General features: G+C 68.4%; 12 protein-coding genes and 1 rRNA gene. 2 read left to right on the top strand and 11 right to left on the bottom strand.

Annotation, left to right across the window (positions count from 1 at the left end):
* Window positions 1-34: 34 nt before the first annotated feature.
* Window positions 35-148, top strand: a 5S ribosomal RNA gene (gene rrf, locus ACZ5MJ_RS21905).
* 63 nt (window positions 149-211) lie between these two features.
* Here rrf and ACZ5MJ_RS21900 read toward each other — a convergent pair.
* The 7 genes from ACZ5MJ_RS21900 to ACZ5MJ_RS21870 all read right to left on the bottom strand — a co-directional run bounded on the left by ACZ5MJ_RS21900 (window position 212) and on the right by ACZ5MJ_RS21870 (window position 10,574).
* On the bottom strand, window positions 212-1,219 hold the full coding sequence (locus tag ACZ5MJ_RS21900) for a tripartite tricarboxylate transporter substrate-binding protein (protein WP_464225749.1): 1,008 nt from the start codon (window positions 1,217-1,219) through the stop codon (window positions 212-214).
* 129 nt (window positions 1,220-1,348) lie between these two features.
* Complete coding sequence (locus ACZ5MJ_RS21895; protein WP_464225748.1) at window positions 1,349-4,072, bottom strand: molybdopterin-dependent oxidoreductase; 2,724 nt, start codon at window positions 4,070-4,072, stop codon at window positions 1,349-1,351.
* Window positions 4,073-4,112: 40 nt separating this feature from the next.
* Entirely contained in the window at window positions 4,113-5,354 is a 1,242-nt protein-coding gene (locus tag ACZ5MJ_RS21890; protein ID WP_464225747.1) for an NAD(P)/FAD-dependent oxidoreductase, read from the bottom strand.
* A gap of 58 nt (window positions 5,355-5,412) precedes the next feature.
* Complete coding sequence (gene nirD / locus ACZ5MJ_RS21885) at window positions 5,413-5,796, bottom strand: nitrite reductase small subunit NirD (RefSeq protein WP_464225746.1); 384 nt, start codon at window positions 5,794-5,796, stop codon at window positions 5,413-5,415.
* 16 nt (window positions 5,797-5,812) lie between these two features.
* Entirely contained in the window at window positions 5,813-8,374 is a 2,562-nt protein-coding gene (nirB, locus tag ACZ5MJ_RS21880; protein WP_464225744.1) for a nitrite reductase large subunit NirB, read from the bottom strand.
* Between the two features lie 64 nt (window positions 8,375-8,438).
* Entirely contained in the window at window positions 8,439-9,770 is a 1,332-nt protein-coding gene (locus ACZ5MJ_RS21875) for an MFS transporter (RefSeq protein WP_464225743.1), read from the bottom strand.
* Window positions 9,771-10,088: 318 nt separating this feature from the next.
* A complete protein-coding gene (locus ACZ5MJ_RS21870; protein WP_464225742.1) occupies window positions 10,089-10,574 on the bottom strand; it encodes a winged helix-turn-helix transcriptional regulator in 486 nt (161 codons plus the stop codon).
* A gap of 78 nt (window positions 10,575-10,652) precedes the next feature.
* Between ACZ5MJ_RS21870 and ACZ5MJ_RS21865 the strand changes: the two genes are divergently transcribed.
* Window positions 10,653-11,234, top strand: a complete 582-nt coding sequence (locus tag ACZ5MJ_RS21865) for an N-acetyltransferase family protein (protein WP_464225741.1) — start codon at window positions 10,653-10,655, stop codon at window positions 11,232-11,234.
* Window positions 11,235-11,247: 13 nt separating this feature from the next.
* Here ACZ5MJ_RS21865 and ACZ5MJ_RS21860 read toward each other — a convergent pair whose 3' ends face one another.
* From ACZ5MJ_RS21860 to ACZ5MJ_RS21845, 4 genes are all read right to left on the bottom strand, one after another.
* Complete coding sequence (locus ACZ5MJ_RS21860) at window positions 11,248-12,123, bottom strand: EamA family transporter (protein WP_464225740.1); 876 nt, start codon at window positions 12,121-12,123, stop codon at window positions 11,248-11,250.
* Window positions 12,124-12,281: 158 nt separating this feature from the next.
* Window positions 12,282-14,018, bottom strand: coding sequence for an efflux transporter outer membrane subunit (locus ACZ5MJ_RS21855; protein ID WP_464225739.1), 1,737 nt, complete (start codon window positions 14,016-14,018; stop codon window positions 12,282-12,284).
* 38 nt (window positions 14,019-14,056) lie between these two features.
* Entirely contained in the window at window positions 14,057-16,018 is a 1,962-nt protein-coding gene (locus ACZ5MJ_RS21850) for a glycosyltransferase (RefSeq protein WP_464225738.1), read from the bottom strand.
* A gap of 2 nt (window positions 16,019-16,020) precedes the next feature.
* The gene (locus tag ACZ5MJ_RS21845) at window positions 16,021-17,370 is read right to left on the bottom strand and encodes a hypothetical protein (protein ID WP_464225737.1); all 1,350 of its coding nucleotides are present in this window, start codon (window positions 17,368-17,370) and stop codon (window positions 16,021-16,023) included.
* Between the last annotated feature and the right edge of the window lie 9 nt (window positions 17,371-17,379).

Below are 17,379 nucleotides of genomic sequence, written 5' to 3'. Positions count from 1 at the left end.
GTTGACCTCAACCTCAGCGCTGCAACCCCTTATGCCTGGTGACCATAGCGAGTTGGAACCACCCCTTCCCATCCCGAACAGGTCCGTGAAACGACTCCGCGCCGATGATAGTGCGGATTACCCGTGTGAAAGTAGGTCATCGCCAGGCTCTTATCCCGCAGAACCCCCAGCCCAAAAGGCTGGGGGTTTTTGCTTTGGCGCGGCCAAATAATCAATCGGCCTCAATCTTCATCGACTTCAACAGCGGCTGCCACTTGTCGCTTTCAGCCTTCAGCATCGTATGCAGGCCTTCCGGCGTCTGCTTGTCGACCGGCACGATTTCCGCGCCCAGGCCATCCAGCTTCTTGACGACCATCGGGTCTTGCAGCCCCTTCTGCAGCGCCTTGGTCAGCCGCGCCACCGCAGCGGGCGGCGTGCCCTTGGGCGCGTAGATGCCGTGCCACACCCTGACGTCGAAGCCCTTGAGACCGCCTTCCTGCAGCGTTGGCGCACTGGGCAGCGCCTTGATCCGCGCGGGCGTGGTCACGCCGAACAGGCGCACACGGTCGGCCTGGATATGCGGCAGCGTGGCCGTGGTCTGGTCGCACAGCAGGTCGACCTGGCCGCCAAGCAGCGCGGTCAGCGCGGGGCCCGCGCCCTGGTAAGGGATCGAATTCAGCTTCACGTGGACCGATTGCTCGAACAGCACGCCGCATAGTTGCGATACGGCGCCGAGGCCGGCATTGGCCAGCGACACCTTGTCCTTGTTCTGCGTCACGTACTGAATCAGTTCCGGCACCGTCCTGGCCGGCAGGTCCTTGCGGCCCATCAGCGTCATCGGCACGTCCGCGACCTGACCGACGTACTCGAAGTCCTTCAGCGGCGCATAGGAGAGCTTCTTGTACAGCGCCGGCGCGGTCGCCATGCCGTTGTGGTGGATCAGCAGCGTGTAGCCGTCCGCCTGGGCGCGGGCGACAAAGGCCGCAGCAACGGTGCCGCCGGCGCCAGTGCGGTTTTCCACCACCACGCTCTGGCCGAGATCCTGGGACATGGCATGCGCCAGCGTGCGCGCGACGACATCGGTCGGGCCGCCGGCAGAGTAGGGGACGACCAGGGTGATCGGCTTGCCCGGATAGTTGTCGGCCGCTGCCGCGCCGTTGGCGCCTGCAAGTGCCGAAGCCGTCACCAGTACACCCGCCAGCCATCGCGGTCCGGCATGCAGATACTTCACATCCTTCATTGCTGTCTCCAGATTGGTGCCGCACCGTGAGTCCGGGGCGGCTTGTCGGGGTTGCGCGGCTAGCATGGGGGCATGCCGCGGCGACCGCAATCTGGTTCTCGTGAAGGGTGGCTAATGCATGGTGAAAGATCAGGCCGTTTCGGCCACGCGCACCTCCACCAGCAGCTTCTTCAGCTCCGGCACGCACGAGCCGCAGTTGCCGCCGGCCTTGACGCAGGCGGTGATCTCCGCGGGTGTCTTCAGGTCGTGCTTACGCACGGCATCGCAGATGGTGTTGCGGCCCACGCCGAAGCACGAGCACACCGTCGGGCCGGTGTCGGCGCCTTTCTCCATCGGCTGGCCGAGCAGCAGGCCGATGCGGTCGGCGTCTTCCAGGCGCTCACGGCCGAACAGGCCGGCGAGCCAGGCGCGCGATGGCAGCTCCGGCCGCGTCGACACGTAGACGCAGGCCTCGAGCCGGTCGTTGACGACATAGCCTGCATGGTAGATGCCGGCGGTGCGGTCCTCGTATTCGAGCCAGTCGGCGTCCGGATCGGTCACGCCGAGCAGCGCGCGCGCCCAGGCGGTGCGGTCAGCCACGGCGTCGCGGCCGGCGAATTCGTAGCGCTGGAACTGGCGGCCCTGCACGCGCGTCCAGTAGGTCAGCGCTTGCGCGGGCAGCGCGCCGCGGCTCAGCACAAAGCCGTGCCAGTTCACGCCGAACGGCTCCACGCGTACCGGCGTGTGCTTGAACTCGGGCTCGCCGGAAACGGGGTCCACCACCGGGTTGACCAGCGCGCCGACGCGCGCGTCGGAGCTGAACTGGCCGTTCCAGTGGATCGGCACGAACACGCTGCCGCGCGGGATGCCGCCGCCGTGCCGCACGCGAGCCACCATCGCGCCCCAGCGGGTGCTGACGCGCGCGAGCTTGCCTTCACCGACGCCGCACAGCAGCGCGTCCTGCGGGTGCATGTCGACGAAGGGCTCGGGCAGGTGGTCGGCCAGCTTGGCCGACTTGCCGGTGCGCGTCATGGTGTGCCACTGGTCGCGCACGCGGCCGGTGTTGAGGATCAGCGGGAAGTCGTCATCGGGGGCATGAGCCGGCGCGCGCGGCGGCGTGGCGACAAAGCGGGCGAGGCCATCGGCGTGGGCATAGCGGCCGTCGAGGAACAGGCGCCGGGAGTCAGTCGTCGCATGCGCGGGTACAGGCCATTGCACTGGTTCCAGGCCGTCATAGCGTTCCTTGTCCAGCCCGGCCAGTCCGCCGATATCGAACACGCGCGGCGCGTCGTCGTTGCGCCATGCGCTCAGGCGCGCATGCTCGTCGAAGATCTCGTGCGGCCCGGCGTAGTCGAAGCCGCTGAAGCCCATGCGGCGCGCGACGTCGCACAGGATGTCCCAGTCGGCACGCGCCTCGCCCGGCACGGCCAGGAAGGCACGCTGGCGCGAGATGCGCCGTTCCGAGTTGGTGACGGTGCCGTCCTTCTCGCCCCAGCCCAGTGCGGGCAGCAGCACGTGCGCAGCGGCGTTGGTGTCGGTGCGCTCGATGATATCGCTCGCGACCACCAGCTCGCATTTGGCCAGCGCGCGGCGCACCTGGTCGGCGTCGGGCAGGCTCACCACCGGGTTGGTGGCGATCACCCAGACCGCCTTGACACGGCCGGCTTCAATGGCCTCGAAGAGTTCAACTGCCTTGAGGCCCGGGCGGTCGGCGACCACCGGCGACTGCCAGAAGCTTTGCACGACGTCGCGATGCAGCGGGTTGGCCAGCTCCATGTGCGCGGCCAGCATATTGGCCAGGCCGCCGACCTCGCGTCCACCCATCGCATTGGGCTGGCCGGTCAGCGAGAACGGGCCCATGCCCGCTTGGCCAATGCGGCCAGTCAGCAGGTGGCAGTTGATGATGCTGTTGACCTTGTCGGTGCCGGCCGACGACTGGTTGACGCCTTGCGAGAAGGCCGTCACGGTCTTTTCAGTCTGCGCGAAGAGCTGGTAGAAGGCCAGCACGTCCTGCACGTTCAGCTTGCAGGCGCGTGCCACGGCAGCCGGATCGGCGCAGTCCGCGTCCGCGGCCTGCAGGGCCTCATTCAGCCCGGCGGTGCTGGCGGCGATGAAGGCGGCGTTAGAGCGGCCCTCGCGCGCCAGGTAGCTCAGCAGGCCATTGAACAGCCACACGTCGGTGCCCGGGCGGATCGCCAGGTGCAGGTCGGCCAGCTCGCAGGTGGCCGTGCGGCGCGGGTCGATCGCCACGATCTTCATGTCGGGGCGCGCTTCCTTGGCCTGGGACAGGCGCTGGAACAGGATCGGGTGGCACCACGCGGTGTTGGAGCCCACCAGCACCACCAGGTCGGCCAGTTCCAGGTCTTCGTAGTTGCCCGGCACCAGGTCTTCGCCGAAGGCGCGCTTGTGGCCGGCCACGGCCGACGACATGCACAGGCGCGAGTTGGTGTCGATATTGGCGCTGCCGATGAAGCCCTTCATCAGCTTGTTGGCGATGTAGTAGTCCTCGGTCAGCAGCTGGCCCGAGACATAGAGCGCGACCGAATCCGGGCCGTGGCGGCCCACGATGTCCGAAAAGCCCTGTGCCACGGTGTCCAGCGCACGGTCCCATGAGACTTGCTGCAGGGAGCCATCGGTGCCGCGCAGCTTGGGATGGAGCAGGCGGCCTTCGAGGTCCACGGTTTCACCCAGCGCCGAGCCCTTCACGCACAGCCGGCCAAAATTGGACGGATGCTGCGCGTCGCCCGCAATCTCGACCTGGCCGTCGGCACGCACGGTGGCGCGCACGCCGCAGCCGACGCCGCAATACGGGCACGTGGTGGCGGTGGTGGTGGTCAGGGTTGCCGAAACAACCGGGATGTCAGACAGGTTCACGCGTTCTCCGGGCGGGGCGTTCTAAGGCTTTACGGAATACCTACGCAGCAAGCGCTTCGCACTGCGCCTTGCCGAACAGCAGGCGCTGGCGCAGCGCGGCCACCGGCGTGCGTTGCTGGATCATGTCGAAGTACCACGCGCCGTCCTGCACGTCGCCGTACAGCACCGCGCCGACCAGGCAGCCGTCCTGCAGCACCAGCCGCTTGTAGACGCCGCGGCGCGCATCGCGCAGCACCAGGTCTTCGCTGTCTTCGCTGCCGATGAAGTCGCCGGCGGAGTACAGGTCGACGCCGGTCACTTTCAGTTTAGTCGCGGTGGCTTGCTGCACGTAGCGGCGATGGCCGGCGCCGGCGAGGTGCGCGGCGCACACGCGCGCCTGGTCCCAGATCGGCGCCACCAGGCCGAAAGTGGCCTGGCGATGCTGCACGCATTCGCCCACGGCGTAGATGCGCGGATCGTAGGTCTGCAGCGTGTCGTCGACGACGATGGCGCGCTCGCAGTGCAGGCCGGCGCCGGCGGCCAGTTCGATATTGGGGCGCACCCCCGCGGTCATCACCACCAGGTCGGCGGGGATCTCGCTGCCGTCCTTGAAGCGCACGCCGGTGGCGCGGTCGGTGCCGAGAATTTCCGCGGTCTGCGCGCCCAGCAGGAAGCGCAGGCCCTTGCGTTCGAGCGCGCACTGGAGCAGCGCCGCAGCTGGCTTGTCGAGCTGGCGCTCCATCAGGCTGTCAGGCAGGTGCACCACGGTTACGTCCATGCCCTGGCGCAGCAGCCCGTTGGCGGCTTCCAGGCCAAGCAGGCCGCCGCCAATCACCACCGCGTGGCGGTGGTTGCGCGCTGCATGCTGCATGGTCTCCACGTCCTGGATGTCGCGGAAGGCGATCACACCGTCGAGCTGGTGGCCGGGCACTGGCAGGATGAAAGGCTTGGAGCCGGTGGCCAGCAGCAGGCGGTCATAGCGCACCTCGCGCCCCGAGGCCGAGCGGACGATGCGGCGCGGGCGGTCGATTGCCACTACCGGGTCGCCGGCCAGCAACTCAATGCCGTTCTCGTCATACCACTCGCGCGTATTCAGCATGATGTCCGCCACCGTCTTTTCGCCGGCCAGCACTGGCGACAGCAGGATGCGGTTGTAGTTGCCGTGCGGCTCGGCCCCGAACACCGTAATGTCGTACAGGTCCGGGGCGAGCCTGAGCAGCTCCTCCACGGTGCGCATGCCGGCCATGCCGTTGCCGACGACGACCAGGCGCGATCGGGCTTGGGGGTTGGCGGAAGGCATCATGCCGGCATCTCCGTTGGCGTGGCTGGTGGACAGGGGGAGCATCGAATGTGCGCCGGTATCAGGCGGCGAGTTCTTCCTCGGCCTCTCGCATGAGCAAGTCGGCGGCGATCCAGACCTTGCCGTCATAGACGCGCGCGGCGTAGGCGTTGACCGAATGCTCGGGGGCTTCCAGGCATTCGCCGGTACGCAGGTCGAAGTGATGCTTGTAGATCGGCGAAGCCACCACCAGGCGCTCGCCCAGGTTGCCGACCAGCCCGCGCGACAGCACCGCCGCCTGCGAGTTGGGATCGAAGTTGTCGATGGCGAAGACCTCTTCGCCGCGGCCGATGCGGAACACGGCGACCTGCTTGTCATCGACCAGTGCGCACACACCAGTGTTGGGCACGATATCGCGCACGGTGCAGATGGCGGTCCAGGTTTCGGGATAGTGGGGATGGCTCATCACGTTCTCCTTGGGATCAGGCTGCTTTTGCGGGCACGGCAACCACGGGGATGTGGCTCAGGCGGGAGTGACGCAATTTCCGTTCCTCCGGCGTGGCCGGGCGGATCTGTCCGCGCTCTTCGATAAAGGCGACGTTGTCGTCGCGGCGGTCGCTGTTGACGAAGTGGCGGAAGCGCTTGCGCGTCTCGGGGTCGGTCACGGCCTTCTTCCACTCGTCTTCGTAGGTGTCGACCACGTGCTGCATCTCGGCTTCCAGGTCAGCGGCAAGGCCCAGCTTGTCGTCCAGCACCACGGCCTTGAGGTAGTCCAGGCCGCCTTCCAGGTTGTCGCGCCAGACGCTGGTGCGCTGCAGACGGTCCGCGGTGCGCACGTAGAACATCAGGAAGCGGTCGATGTAGCGCACCAGGGTGTCGTGGTCCAGGTCGCTCGCCAGCAGCTCGGCGTGACGCGGCTTCATGCCGCCGTTGCCGCACACGTACAGGTTCCAGCCGCGGTCGGTGGCGATCACGCCCACGTCCTTGCCTTGCGCCTCGGCGCATTCGCGGGTGCAGCCGGACACGCCGAACTTGATCTTGTGCGGCGCGCGCAGGCCTTTGTAGCGGTTCTCCAGTTCGATCGCCAGGCCCACCGAATCGCCCACGCCGTAGCGGCACCAGGTGGAGCCCACGCACGACTTCACCGTGCGCAGCGCCTTGCCGTAGGCATGGCCCGACTCAAAGCCGGCGGCGATCAGCTCTTCCCAGATGAAGGGCAGTTCCTCGGCGCGTGCACCAAAAAGGTCCACGCGCTGGCCGCCGGTGATCTTGGTGTACAGGCCGTACTTCTTGGCGACCTGGCCGACCGCGATCAGGCCCTCGGGCGTGACTTCGCCGCCCGGCATGCGCGGCACCACCGAATAGGTGCCGTCCTTCTGGATATTGGCCAGGTAGTAGTCGTTCGAGTCCTGCAGGCTGGCGTGCTCTTCCTTGAGCACGAACTCGTTCCAGCAGGAAGCCAGGATGCTGCCCACGGTGGGTTTGCAGATATCGCAGCCAAGCCCGTTGCCGTGCGCATGCAGCAGGTCTTCAAAGGTCTTGTGCTGGCCCACGCGCACCAGGTGATACAGCTCCTGGCGCGAGTACGGAAAGTGTTCGCAGAGGTGGTTGTTGACGGCCATGCCCTGCTTCTTCATCTCGGCCTTCATGATCTGCGTGACCAGCGGCACGCAGCCGCCGCAGGCAGTGCCGGCCTTGGTGCAGGTCTTGAGCGCGCCGATGCTGGTGGCGCCGTCGCACACGGCCGCGCAGATCTCGCCCTTGGACACGTTGTTGCACGAGCAGATCTGGGCGGTGTCGGGCAGGGCGTCGGCGCCCAGTGCCGGCTTGGCCTTGCCGCTGCTGTCGGGCAGGATCAGGAACTCGGGCGACTCGGGCAATTCAATCTTGTTCAGCATCATCTGCAGCAGCGTGCCGTACTCGCTGGCGTCGCCGATCAGGACGCCGCCCAGCAGGTACTTGCCGCAGTCAGACACCACCAGCTTCTTGTAGACCTCCTTGCGGTCGTCGCAGAACTGGTAGAAGCGCGCGCCCGGCACGGTGCCGTGCGGGTCGCCGATGCTGGCCACGTCCACGCCCATCAGCTTGAGCTTGGTGCTCATGTCGGCGCCGGCAAACTCGGCGGCTTCGCCCTGCAGGTGGCGCGCGGCGACGCGGGCCATGTCATAGCCCGGGGCCACCAGGCCGTAGATCTTGCCTTGCCACAGCGCGCATTCGCCGATGGCGTAGATGTCCGGGTCCGAGGTCAGGCATTGGTTGTCGACGACGATGCCGCCGCGCTCGCCCACCGCCAGGCCGCCGGCGCGGGCCAGTTCGTCGCGCGGGCGGATGCCGGCGGAGAACACGATCATGTCGGTGTCGAGGTGGGAGCCGTCGGCAAACACCATGCGGTGGGTGCCGTTTTCCCCATCGACGATTTCAACGGTGTTCTTGCCGGTGTGCGCGGTCACGCCCAGGCCCTGGATCTTCTGGCGCAGCATGCGGCCGCCGCCTTCGTCGACCTGCACCGCCATCAGGCGCGGCGCGAACTCCACCACGTGCGTCTCCAGGTCCATGTCGCGCAGCGCCTTGGCGCACTCCAGGCCGAGCAGGCCGCCGCCGACCACCACGCCGGTCTTCGAGCGGGCGCCGCATTCGCGCATGGCTTCCAGGTCTTCGATGGTGCGGTAGACGAAGCAGTCCTTGCGGTCCTTGCCCGGCACCGGCGGCACGAAGGGGTAGGAGCCGGTGGCCAGGATCAGCTTGTCATAGGACAGGGTTTCGCCGGTCGAGACCGTCACCGTGCGCGCGGCGCGGTTGATCTCGACCGCACGCGCGTTCAGGCGCAGCAGCATGTTGTTGTGCTGCTCGAAGAAGCCGGCGGGCACCAGCGACAGGTCCTCGGCCGACTTGCCGGCGAAGAACTCGGACAGGTGCACGCGATCGTAGGCGGGACGCGGTTCCTCGCACAGCACGGTTACTTCCACGTTCTGCGCGCCGGCTTCCGCCAGGCATTCGAGGAACTTGTGACCCACCATGCCGTGGCCGACGATGATCAGTTTCATGATGCTTTCCTTGTCCGTAGTCAGTCTGTGCTGCTTGTTGTGCTGTGGGGGCGATGCTTCAGGATCAGTTGGCCAGTGCGCTGTCGTACAGGGCCTGCTCGCGGGCCTTGTGCTCGGCGCTGAAGCGGATGGCGATGGCGCACAGCGCGGCGATGGTGGCCAGCACGCCCAGCACCGTCAGCGTCTGCTGCACGCTGCCCAGGCCCTTGAGCAGGAAGCCCGCGGCGACGGCACCGACGTTGCCGCCCGCGCCGATGATGCCGGCCACGCCGCCCAGCGCCTTGCGGTCGATAAAGGGCACCAGGGCATAGGTCGCGCCGCAGGCCATGTGGGTGAACAGGCCGAACAGCAGCATCGCGATCACGGCCAGGGTTACGCTGCCGGCCTGCGCGAACCACAGCAGGCCCAGGCCTTCGCCCATGATCAGCACGAACAGCAGCGTGGCGCGCGCATCCAGGCCACGGCGGCGCGCAGCCTTGTCCGACAGCCAGCCACCCAGGGCACGGGCAAACAGCGCCAGCAGGCCGAAGCTGGCGGCGGCCAGGCCGGCGGCCTTCAGGCTCAGGCCGAAGCGGTCCACGTAGTACGAGGCGGCGATGTTGTGGATGAAGATTTCCACGCCGAAGCAGGCGCCGTAGGTGATGAACAGCAGCCACACGCGATAGTTGGCGCTGGCGGCACGGAAGCTGGCCCAGCCGCCGCCCGCTTTTCCGCCCTTCGCACCGTCTTTACCGGTGATGGCGACGCCGCGGGCGCGCAGGTCCGAGTAGTTGCCTTCCGGGCAGTCCTGGGTGAAGCGCCAGTAGACGACGGCCATGATCAGCATCAGCACGCCCGGCACCAGCAGCGCCAGGCGCCAGCCCAGGGCGTGGTCGGCGCCCAGCATCAGCACGGCGGCCAGCAGCAGCGGCATGATGGCCTGCGCGGCGCCGCCGCCGGAATTGCCCCAGCCGGCCGAGGCGGCGTTGGCGGTGCCGACCACGTTGGGCGCGAACATCACCGAGGTGTGGTACTGCGTGATCACAAAGCTGGCGCCGACCGCGCCGATCAGCAGTCGGAAGATCAGGAAGGTCTCGTAGTTCTGCGCCAGCGCCACGCCAAGTACCGGCAGCGCGCCCAGCGCCAGCAGGCCGGTGTAGGTCTTGCGCGGGCCGAAGCGGTCGCACATCGGGCCGATTACCAGGCGCACCAGGATGGTCACTGCCACCGCCGCGATATTGATGTTGGCGATCTGGCCCGGGGTCAGGCCGAACTCGCCCTTGAGCACCGGCATCAGCGGCGCACAGGCAAACCACGCGAAGAAACAGACGAAGAACGCCATCCAGGTCAGGTGGAAGGCGCGCATCTGTGGGGTGCTCAAGCTGAACAGCTCGATGCGGGTGGCTTTGCCGGTCATCGTCCTTGGCTCCAAAAACAAATGGCGTCCCGCAAACCAGGCCGTTCAGGCCAGTTCAGGGGACGCCGTTGTCCTGACAGCCACTACATGGGATAGGGGCTGTGTATGTGGGGTGGGCCGGTCGCCGTTGACGGGCCCGCACCCTGTTACGCAAGGGGTGTGCCAGGCCGGTAAGTGACGGTGGATGGGGGTTTTTTGCGCGCAGGTGCGGCGGAGTGATGCCGGGATGCGCTGTGGTGGGGCGGCCGCCGGCCTGGCGGCACACTCATGGTGCAGTGCGGTGGGCTGCGCTGGTGCGATGCAGCACCGTGGGCGGTGTTATGGGTCCGAAGCCGGGGATTGGGCGTTGACGGGGATGATCCGCATATCGCGTGGCGATACTTCCGCGCCGTCCTCGTCGACCAGCGCTGCGCGCACCAGCTTGCCGCTGGCGCGCGAGCGGATCTGTACCGGCCCTTCGCCAGTGGGCGCCATGTGGCCGTCGCCCCACTGCATCAGGCCGACCAGCACCGGCAGCAGTTCCACCGCGGCGCGGGTGGGGCGGTATTCGAAGCGCTCGCGCTCGCCGGGCTCGCGGTAGCCGACCTTGCGCAGCAGGCCGGCGTCGGTCAGCGTCTTGAGCCGTGCGGACAGCACTGCTGGCGAGCATTCCAGCCGGCGCAGGAAGTCATCGAAGCGCGTCACGCCGTGGAAGACATCGCGCAGGATCAGGATCGTCCACTTCTCGCCGATCAGCGACAGCGTGGCGGCAATCGAGCAGTGGCGAAGGTCGGACGCAGTGAGGTTCATGATGCTGGCAAGCATAGCATGCTGACTTCATTTGCAAAAGTCAGGTTATCTCCTATACTCTGGCTACAAATAATGAATCTAGATGGTGCCAGGATGGATCTCCAAAGCGAAGCCCGCACAGGTGTGGCGGAAAGCTGGACGGTGGGGCGGGGCGTGCAGGTCACGCTGCGCAGCGCGCGGCCGCAGGATGGCGGGGCGCTGCGCGTACTGGTGGACGGGCTGTCGCGCGAGAGCCGCTACTTCCGCTTCCTGACGGGCGGGCGGGTGGTGGATGGCATTGTTGACGGGCTGGCGGCGCCCGGGCCGGGTGGCGTGGCGCTGGTGGTGGAGGCGCCCGACGAACATGGTGTATCAGCCATTGTCGCCAGTGCGGAATACGTGGTGTCCGGGCTGGTCGGGGAGTTCGCCGTGGTCGTTGCCGACGGCTGGCAAGGCCGGGGACTGGGGCGGCGCCTGATCGCCAGGCTGTGCGAACTGGCCCGCGCCGCCGGCCTGCGCGGGCTGCGCGGCGACGTGCTCAGCGAGAACCGCCGCATGCTGGCGATCCTGCGGGGCCTGGGCTTTGCCAGCCGCCGCAATCCCGAGGACAGCTACCTGCATGAAGTCACGCTGGCGCTTGCCCAGCCGGCGCGCAGCGCGCAGCGGCTGCCGGTGGACGGGTTCAGCGCGCTCTGATCAACCGGAACGTTCAGCTGACCTCGCGCTTGCCGCGCGCGGTCATGGTGCAGCCGATCGAGGCCGTGATGATGCTGCCGATCGCCAGCCACTGCACCGCGCTCAGTTGTTCATGCAGGAACACCAGCCCGGCCAGCGCGCCCATGGCCGGCTCCATGCTCAGCAGGATGCCGAAGGTGCGCCGGTGCAGGCGCTTGAGCGCCACCATCTCCAGCGAGTAGGGGATCGCGCTAGACAGGATGCCCACCGCCAGCCCGAACAGCAGCAGCGTCGGGCTGAACATCGCGGTGCCGGCATGCGCCAGCCCGAATGGCAGTACCACCAGCGCCGCCATGGTCAGTCCCAGCGAGGTGGCCTGTCCGCCGTGGGCGTTGCCCGCCATCTGCCCGAACACGATATACAGCGCCCAGCCCACCCCCGCAGCCAGTGCATAGCCGATGCCGACCGGATCGAGCGTGCCGGCGGCACCCCCTACCGGCAGCAACAGCAGCAGGCCGGTCACCGCAAAGGCAATCCACAGGAAATCGATCGCACGCCGCGATGACAGCACCGCGACCGCCAGCGGCCCGGTGAACTCGATGGCAATCGCCAGCCCGAGCGGGATGGTGCGCAGCGACATGTAGAACAGCAGGTTGGTCGCACCCAGCGCCGCGCCGTACAGCGCGATCGCGCGCGCATTGGCCCGGGTCAGCGGCATGCGCCACGGGCGCCAGACGCACAGCAGGATCAGCGCCGAGAAGCTCACCCGCAGCGCCGTGGTGCCCTGCGCCCCAAGTGCCGAGAACAGGCTCTTGGCGAACGAGGTGCCGATGCACAGCGACACCATCGAGCCGGTCAGGGCCAGTACGGCGATCAGGGTCGAGCGGCGGTGGACGGCGGCTTGCGGCAATTTGGGGATCCTGTTTGATGGCGTGGCCTGTGCAATGCTGCCGCATCATGCGGCAAGCAAGGCGCGGGCGCCATATACAGGTGCGGGCCAGTGGCTCAGTACAGTTGGCCGTGCCCGGAGCACGCCGCCGCTCAGCGGTCCCGGGCCGCCGCCCCGGCTCAGCGCGGCGTGGCCGCGACGGGTGCGGGCTGTCCCACCGCTGGAGATTGCGCTGGCGCCTGAGGTTGCGCTGCAGCCTGGGGCTGGGCAGCGGCCTGGGTCGGTGCCACGGCCTGCGTCTGCGCCACGGCCCGAGGCTGCGCGGCGGCCTGGGGTTGTACCGCCGCTTGCGGCCCTGCGGCGGGTGCCTGGCGTGCGCCGCCGTTGGCCGCGGGGGCGGCTTCGGTCAGCTCGCGCCACCCGCCGCCCAGCGCTTTGTACAGCGACACGCGGCTGGTCAGGCCGGCCAGCTTGTAGGTGATCAGCGCCTGCTGCGCGGTGTAGAGCTGGCGCTGCGCATCGAACACGCCGAAGTAGTCGTCGACGCCATTCTTGAAGCGCATCTCCGACAGCCGCCGGGTCTCGCTGCCTTCGCGCACGAGGGCCTCCTGGGCCTGCACCTGGCGCTCGTAGGTGGCGCGCGCCGCCATGCTGTCGGCCACTTCGCGGAACGCGGTCTGGATCGTCTTCTCGTAGTTGGCCACGTTGATGTCCTTGCGCACGTTGGCCACATCCAGCCCGGCGCGATTGCGGCCGGCGTCGAAGATCGGCACGGTCAGCTGCGGCGCGAACACCCACGCCATGCCGCCGGAGAACAGTCCCGCCAGGCTGCTGCTGGCCACGCCCAGCGCGCTGGTCAGCGAGATGCGCGGGAAGAAGGCCGCGCGCGCCGCGCCGATATTGGCGTTGGCCGCCTTGAGCCGGTGCTCGGCGTCGAGGATGTCTGGCCGGCGCACCAGCACGCTGGACGGCAAGCCTTCCGGGAACTCGCTCATCAGCATGCGCGCATCGAGCGGATCCTGCGCGGGGGCATTGGGGTTGGTGGCAGCGGTGCCGGCATCGGTCACGGACTTGGGCAACGGGCCGCCGATCAGCAGCGCCAGCGCATTCTCGTCCTGCGCCACCTGCCGCGTGTACTGCTCCACGCCCACCTGTGCGGTCTCCACCTGGGTTTGCGCGCGATGCTGGTCCAGTTGCGCCATCGCGCCTGCCTGTTTCCCGCGCCGTATCATCTCGGCCGCGTCTTGCTGGATTTTCAGCGTGTCCTGCGACAGCTTCAGCAGTTCGCGGTCGGCCCGCAGCGTCAGGTAGGCGTTGGCCACCTCCGCCACCAGGCTGATCTGCGCGCTGCGGCGCGCCTCTTCCGTGGCCATGTATTCCTCCAGCGCGGCATGCTTGAGGCTACGCACCCGGCCGAAGAAATCGAGCTCGAACGCCGTCAGGCCGATGCCCGCGTTGTAGGTGGTGATCTGCGCCGGCTGTCCCGCCGCACGCAGCCGTGGCGGCAGCCGCTGCGACACCATGCCGCCACTGCCCTCCACCGTGGGGAACTGCGCCGCGCGCTGGATCTGGTACAGCGCGCGCGATTCGTCGATGGCCAGCGTGGCCATGCGCAGGTCGCGGTTGTTGGCCAGCGCCAGCTCGATCAGCTGGCGCAGTTGCGGATCGATGAAGACATCGCGCCAGCCGAGGTCGGCGGCGGACGGACCGGCGGGCTGGGCAGGCTGGCCGGGCTGCGCGGCACCGCTTGCGGTCTTGGCCTGCGGGGTGCGGTAGGCCGCGCCCTCCGGCCAGGCTGACGGGACCGGTGCATCGGGCCGCTGGTATTTCGGCTCCATTGTGCAGGCGGCAAGGGCCAGCACAAGCGCGCAGGGCAGCAGCAGGCGTGGCGGGGGCAGGGTACGGGTGCTTCGCATGTATTGTTCCGGAGAGAGTGATTGGGAGCCGGCAGTGGTCAGCCCATCAGCGCGCGCCGCATGAAACGCGAGATCGCCAGCTTGGGCTGCCCCTGACGGGCGATGTTGTGTGCGGGATCGGTGAACAGCAGGCGGATCAGGGCGTGGCGCGCGGCCATGCTGGTATGCAGTGCGATGCCCAGCAACTGGCCGTCGCGGCGCGCCACGCGGCACGGTATCCAGCCGGTCTGCGCCAGCCACAGCGCGCCCTCGGCGCCGGGACGGAAGGCGGGCGCCAGCGGCGTGGTCACGGCCACGCCGTTGCAGGAAAGATCCCGGGTGGTGACGCGGTACTCGCGGCCATCCACGCGCAGCAGTGCCGCCGCGTGGTGCGGGAAGCGTTCTTCCTTGCGCGGGCGCGGCAGCTCCACGCACACCAGCAATGACGCGAGATACAGCATCAGCGCCACACCGGTCCAGATCGTGTTGAAGGCCAGCCCCTGCGCGTCCGGGTCCATGACCAGCGCGCGGCCCAGGCCCAGTGCGGAGAACCCCAGCAAGCCAGCGTAAAGCGCGGCAAACTTGCCGTGGATCACCAGCTTGGACCGGTCCAGCCCCTTGTTGGTGACCTTGAACGGCCTTCCGAACGGCTTGAACATGGCACTGACCAGCGACGCGCTGACCGCCAGCGCCGCGACGATCTGCGTGACTTCGGTAAAGATCGGCAGCGCGCGCTGCCCCGTCACCCAGATGCTGTACGCCCAGTACGCCACCAGCGCGGGCAGGCCGTAGGCCAGGAACTGCAGCGGCTCGCCGTAGAGCGTGGAGACGCCGAAATACCAGTACAGCAGCGGCCCGGCCAGCAGCATCAGCGTGAACGGCCGCGACAACCAGTGCAGCAGGCCGTGCACATAGTGCAGCCGCTGCATCCCGGTGTAGCCGCGCCCGCGCAGTGGCCCGTCGGCGGTCAGCGCCACCTGGATCGTGCCCAGCCCCCAGCGGCTGCGCTGGCTGATGTATTCGGGCAGGCCTTCGGCGGACAGGCCCACGCTCAGGCGCTCGTTGAGCCAGCGCGTGACAAAGCCGTGCGGCAGCAGCCGGTAGGTCAGGTGGATGTCCTCGGTCACCGTGCCGGTGGGGAAGCCCCCGATCAGGTCGATCAGGTCCCGCCGCACCACGAACGAGGTGCCGATGCAGAACGCCGCGCCCCACGCATCCTTGGCCGGCTGCATCACGTCGAAGAACGCGCGCTGCTCGTCGACCCAGCATTCGGTGGCGCGCAGGTTGTACTGGATGGGGTCGGCGTTGTAGTAGAACTGGGGCGTCTGCACCACGCCCACGCGCGGGTCGTTGAACAGGCCCACGGTGCGCAGCAGGATATTGCGATGGGGCGCGAAGTCGGCATCGAGCACCAGGATGTAGGGGGCCCCGCCGGCCGCCGCGCTGTGGCGCAGGCCGTTGTTGAGGTTGCCGGCCTTGGCGTGGGCATTGTCCGGGCGCGTCACGTAGTTGGCGCCCACGCGCTCGCAGAACTCGCGCAGCCAGTCGCGGCGGGTGTCGTCCAGCACCCAGACGCGGAAGTCGGGGTAGTCGATCGCCAGCGCGGAGACGATGGTCTTCTCCAGGATTTCCAGGCCTTCGTTGTAGGTGGCGATGAAGATGTCCACCGGCGGCACCTGCTTGGCGCGGCGCAGCGCGGCCTCGCCCGCGTCGGCATCGGGCGTGTGGTTGCTGGTGCGCGCCAGCACCACGATCGACAGCAGCGTATAGGCCAGCGTCATGCATTCGAACGCAAAGAACACATGGGCCCATACGCTGGTGAAGGTCATCTGCCACTCTGGCAGCGTTGCGCGGACGCGCCACGTCAGGTACACCCCCAGCAGCAGGGCGGTGACGCCGCCGAACAGGATACGGTCCGCCGGCCGCTCGTGCCGGCACAGCATCGAGAGCAACACCGTTGCCAGCAGCACGCCGCCGTTGATGACCAGCAGCGTCTGGTTTTCCAGGAAGAGGGCGAACATCGTCAGTCCTTGGTGGTGGTTGCATTGGCCGGCGCGGCGGCAATGGCCGGCGGCGGGCAGGACGGTTCCATGCACCCGCCCGGACGGAAAGGGTTCCAGCGCGCCGCGGCCAGCACGGCCCACGCGGTGGCGCCCAGGTGGGGCAGGTGGAAGTAGTTGAAGTCCTCCGTGGTCGAGGTGGGCCCGATCGACAGCCCGGTGCTGATGCGCGCGTCAGGCGTGGCGTAGAGCATTCCGGACGGCGCGCGCTGCGACAGCAGCAGTTGCCACAGCGGCTGCGCCTGCTGCGACTGCCCGGCGGCCTGCAGCACCAGCGCGGCCTGTCCGGTGCCCTCGGTCCAGATACCGTCGGGACCGCCCTTGAAGCCGTAGCCCGCGCCGGCGCGGTGCTTTGCCTCTACCCACGCCAGGCTGCGGCGCCAGTCCTGCGGCGGATCGGGGATCGCGATCAGCGGCCACAGCACCGCATCCAGCGCGGACGGGCCGGCATTGGGCGCGCGGCCATCGTCGCGCGTGCCGATGATGAAACGGCCCTCGCGCGGCTGCCACATGGCGCTGACAAAGCCGCGCGAGCGCGCCGCGCCGTCGCGCCAGCGCGGATCGTTGCGCTGGCTGGCGAGCCAGCTGAAAGCGGCATAGGTATCGACGTTGTGCTCGGTGGATTTCCAGCCCTGGTGCGTCTGCCTGGGCTCATGGCCGAAGAAGCCGCCGACGTAGCCGGCGGGCGCGCCCGCGTCGGGCACGGTGGCATGCACCCAGCCCATCAGCGCGGCGGCACCATCGAGGTAGCGCGCATCGCGCGTGGCCTCATGCACGGCCAGCAGCAGCAGCGCGGCCCAGGCCACGTTCCCGGTGGCGGTGCCGGCCTGGTAGGCATCTTCAAACCAGCGCTTGCTCGGTTCGTCCCACCAGCCCGGCAGCGGCACCGGTCCCGCCGGCACCGGCCCCGCGCGGTAGGCGTTGCGCAGGCGACCATCGCGGAAGTGGCGGTCCTGGCGGATCGCCTGCAGCATGGCGTCGGCAATGCGGCGCGCTTCGGCTGGGCGCTTGCACGCCACCAGCGCGATGCCGGCCAGCGCGTTGTCATAGACGAAGGCGGCATTGCGCAGCGCCGGCGCCAGCGGCTCTCCGCCTGGCGCGGGTTCATAGCTGGCGAGGAAGAGCGGGCCGTTGCCGCCTTCACGGCTGACGCGCTCGGCCAGGGTCTTGCAGCCATCGGCCAGCAGCGCCTGCTGGGCCGGTTCGGCAGGCTCGGCAGCGCGCGCCGCACATGGCGACAGCGCGAACACGGCGGGAAGCAGCGCGCCGGCAACCAGGCGGGGCAGGCGTGCAGTCGGGGTCGGCAATTGCATCCGGTTCTC

The sequence above is a fragment of the Cupriavidus sp. LA-1 genome, assembly GCF_055385985.1.
The sequence above is the reverse complement of the archived record's forward strand: the minus strand, read 5'-3'. Positions and strand labels throughout refer to the sequence as shown.

What these genes read in the sequence shown, in the direction of transcription:
- ACZ5MJ_RS21900 (WP_464225749.1), bottom strand. Translation starts at nt 1,219, where the DNA reads ATGAAGGATGTGAAGTATCTGCATGCCGGACCGCGATGGCTGGCGGGT.
- ACZ5MJ_RS21890 (WP_464225747.1), bottom strand. Translation starts at nt 5,354, where the DNA reads ATGATGCCTTCCGCCAACCCCCAAGCCCGATCGCGCCTGGTCGTCGTC.
- nirD (WP_464225746.1), bottom strand. Translation starts at nt 5,796, where the DNA reads ATGAGCCATCCCCACTATCCCGAAACCTGGACCGCCATCTGCACCGTG.
- nirB (WP_464225744.1), bottom strand. Translation starts at nt 8,374, where the DNA reads ATGAAACTGATCATCGTCGGCCACGGCATGGTGGGTCACAAGTTCCTC.
- ACZ5MJ_RS21875 (WP_464225743.1), bottom strand. Translation starts at nt 9,770, where the DNA reads ATGACCGGCAAAGCCACCCGCATCGAGCTGTTCAGCTTGAGCACCCCA.
- ACZ5MJ_RS21870 (WP_464225742.1), bottom strand. Translation starts at nt 10,574, where the DNA reads ATGCTTGCCAGCATCATGAACCTCACTGCGTCCGACCTTCGCCACTGC.
- ACZ5MJ_RS21865 (WP_464225741.1), top strand. Translation starts at nt 10,653, where the DNA reads ATGGATCTCCAAAGCGAAGCCCGCACAGGTGTGGCGGAAAGCTGGACG.
- ACZ5MJ_RS21855 (WP_464225739.1), bottom strand. Translation starts at nt 14,018, where the DNA reads ATGCGAAGCACCCGTACCCTGCCCCCGCCACGCCTGCTGCTGCCCTGC.
- ACZ5MJ_RS21850 (WP_464225738.1), bottom strand. Translation starts at nt 16,018, where the DNA reads ATGTTCGCCCTCTTCCTGGAAAACCAGACGCTGCTGGTCATCAACGGC.
- ACZ5MJ_RS21845 (WP_464225737.1), bottom strand. Translation starts at nt 17,370, where the DNA reads ATGCAATTGCCGACCCCGACTGCACGCCTGCCCCGCCTGGTTGCCGGC.